We start from the raw sequence: 2,182 nt of genomic DNA on the forward strand, positions 1-2,182 counted from the left end.
TGCTGCAAGGCGATAACTGCTTTTGGGGTTTTCTACCTTTGGCCACAGAATTCCCGGGGTATCCAGCAGCATAATCCCACTGCCCAGATTAATCCGCTGTTGGCTTTTGGTGACGGCAGGTTCATTACCGGTTTTGGCAATGGTTTTTCCCGCAAGGGTGTTGATCAGAGTGGATTTCCCCACATTGGGAATGCCCACGATCATGGTGTGTATGGTTTTAACGCTGGCGTCTTTCTCGGGCAGCATTTTGCGGCACAAATCAATCAGGGAGCGCATTTTCCCCGGTTGTTCGGTGGTGATGGCCAGCGTCTTGACGTTTTTCTCTTTCTCCAGATATTCCTGCCACAACAACGTGGTTTCAGGATCGGCCAGATCGGTCTTGCTCAGTACTTTGATACAGGGCTTATCACCACGCAGCTGAGCGATGGCTGGGTTCTCACTGGAAAAGGGGATGCGTGCATCCAGCACCTCTATCAGAAGGTCGACTTGGGGCAGAACTTCCTTTATCTCCTTTTGGGCTTTGTGCATATGCCCGGGATACCATTGAATCGCCATAAAGAGTTGTGCCTTAACTGGAGTGATCTGGGAGGAGGGCGTCATTGTACTGGGATGACAGCAGATTGTTAATCTGAAGCGGATAAATGGTCTGTTTCGTGTAACATCGTCCACCATTAAGTCCTGAATACGGGATTTTGAAGGTCATGAATACGGGATTTAGATGGGGGCAACTGAGTGTATGAGTACAGCTGGGCGTAGGGCTGAAACTGAGCATAACGCAGAGCGCGAAGTTGGCTTGGGTGCTTCAGAAGCTGATTTGGAGATTTATCTTGCAAATCGCCCTCAGTTGGACGATTACCCAACGCTCAACCATTTGAAACCTCTGCTTCCTGGCGAACTTGCCCATATTGTGGCCAATACCAGTAATCACTGGCGCAAAGTGTTTAATGTGTACGCCAAGTTCTTGGAGGCTCTGAACTGGCATGGAGTCACGGCGGCGGGCAGCTGGCAGGACTACCGGGATCAAGGCTTGTTGCAATCAGGAAGCCGTGAAATGCTGTTATTCAGTCGGCCTGTGATGGACCCCAATAATACCTCCAGAATTCATATCATTGCGGGCAAAACCTACGCGGCTCAGTTATCGTTGCCGCCGTTAACCTGGCTGGATGCTCATTTTGCCATCAATCGTGAGGCTCGATTGATCGTGTGTCCATATCTGGATTATCGTCAACTAAGCAATGAGCGAATCGAACGGTTGGCCAATCTGGTTAGGGAGCTTGATGATGTCGGCTGAGAAAACGGCTACTGCCAATAACAAGCGTCAGCGCCCCACAATTCTTGTGCCTGAAGCTCCGATTGAGTTGGAGTATGAGATCAAAAAGAGTCGTTTTATTGCCCGGGCCGCGAGAGCTGTGAATCGTGAGCAGGCGATGCAACTGCTGGATCAAGCGAAACAGGACTATCCGGATGCTCGCCACCATTGTTGGGCCTATCTGATTGGCAATCCCAATTCACCTACAACGGTGGCCATGTCTGATGATGGCGAGCCCAGTGGTACTGCTGGCAAGCCCATTCTCAATGTACTGCAGCATAAGAATGTCGGCGATATCATGCTGGTGGTTATTCGCTATTTTGGCGGCATCAAGCTGGGTGCGGGTGGTCTGGTGCGCGCCTACAGTCATGCTGCCCAACTGGCCATGGCGGATTTGGTCACTGAGACACTGGTGCCATTCAGTGAATGCAGAATCCATGGTGGGTTTGAAATGGAACAACCGCTGAGGCACTGGCTGGATCAGTGCGGTGGGCGTGTGATTTCGGTTGATTATGGGCAGACGATCAGCTGTCAGGTGGAATTGCCTGATAAAGACGTGGCGGCATTGCAGCAGTACGTGACTGGTATTGGAGCCGTCTTTGAAACTCTGGAGTAATCCACTTAGCGGAGTTCAAATATTGGTATCTATCACTGCCTCCAGATTGCCAAAAACGAGCGAAATCGCCATACTTCGGCTTTCCAGAGCGGGCGTTTGTCCGCTCATCTCTTATTTTCACCTATATCGAAACATCAGGAATTGCCATGTTGATTAGTCAGGACAAAGTCGTCTCCTTCCACTACCGCTTGAAAGAAGAGGGCGGCGAGATATTTGAGGATTCTCACGATGGCAGTCCTGTACTGTATCTTCATGGC

3 protein-coding genes are annotated in these 2,182 nt (G+C 50.5%); 2 read left to right on the forward strand and 1 reads right to left on the reverse strand.

Annotated elements, in window-relative coordinates; genetic code table 11:
- Window positions 1-555: ribosome biogenesis GTPase YlqF (ylqF, locus tag ACTG33_RS17025; protein WP_439136449.1), on the reverse strand; the 555-nt coding region annotated here is incomplete at its 3' end.
- Window positions 556-736: 181 nt separating this feature from the next.
- Here ylqF and ACTG33_RS17030 point away from each other — a divergent pair.
- Window positions 737-1,291: a DUF6942 family protein gene (locus ACTG33_RS17030; RefSeq protein WP_439136451.1), complete on the forward strand. Its 555-nt coding sequence runs from the start codon at window positions 737-739 to the stop codon at window positions 1,289-1,291.
- Entirely contained in the window at window positions 1,281-1,925 is a 645-nt protein-coding gene (locus ACTG33_RS17035; RefSeq protein ID WP_439136453.1) for a YigZ family protein, read from the forward strand. Before ACTG33_RS17030 ends, ACTG33_RS17035 begins: the two co-directional genes overlap by 11 nt.
- The last annotated feature ends 257 nt before the right edge of the window (window positions 1,926-2,182 follow it).

Source organism: Pseudomaricurvus sp. (genome assembly GCF_965662505.1).
GTDB lineage: Bacteria > Pseudomonadota > Gammaproteobacteria > Pseudomonadales > Cellvibrionaceae > Pseudomaricurvus.

Bases quoted from the DNA above. Each gene is read 5' to 3' on its own strand.
- ACTG33_RS17030 (WP_439136451.1), top strand. From the start codon at position 737: ATGAGTACAGCTGGGCGTAGGGCTGAAACTGAGCATAACGCAGAGCGC.
- ACTG33_RS17035 (WP_439136453.1), top strand. From the start codon at position 1,281: ATGTCGGCTGAGAAAACGGCTACTGCCAATAACAAGCGTCAGCGCCCC.